The sequence below is a fragment of the Tannerella forsythia genome (assembly GCF_001006485.1).
In the GTDB taxonomy this organism is placed as follows: domain Bacteria; phylum Bacteroidota; class Bacteroidia; order Bacteroidales; family Tannerellaceae; genus Tannerella; species Tannerella forsythia.
This window is the reverse complement of record NZ_JUET01000056.1, coordinates 1-405: the sequence shown is the minus strand read 5'-3', so window position 1 is coordinate 405 and position 405 is coordinate 1. Positions and strand designations below refer to the sequence as shown.

At 58.0% G+C, this 405-nt stretch carries 1 protein-coding gene; it reads right to left on the bottom strand.

Annotated elements, in window-relative coordinates; genetic code table 11:
* On the bottom strand, positions 1–244 hold a 244-nt coding region (locus tag Tanf_RS02745; protein WP_046824833.1), incomplete at its 3' end, for an ABC transporter substrate-binding protein.
* Between the last annotated feature and the right edge of the window lie 161 nt (positions 245–405).

Below are 405 nucleotides of genomic sequence, written 5' to 3'. Positions count from 1 at the left end.
GGAACATCTGGTCGGCGATCTGCACGGCAAGTTCCGGCTTCTGCGCATCGTCCTCGACGATGACCTTGATGTCCTTGTTGCCGGACTCCTTGATGGCGAGAAGGAAGCCGTCGCGTATATCGATGCCAAGGCCTGCGCCGCCGCCGGACAATGTCGTGATCATGCCGATCTTCACGGGTTCGGCCATGGCCTGACCGGCAAAAGTCAAACCCGCCATCAATGCCGCTGCTGCTATTCGTTTCATTGCGTCGTTCCCCTTATTTTATGGTTCATCTCAATTCTAAATTGATTCGCGATGCAAGTGCCCGTGCTGACTAACGCGTGGTTGTTGTGTCCTCCGCAAAGTCCGCCAGAGCGGGACAGGCATCATACCGCCCGGACGGGTGCATCCGGCCGCAGCGCTCC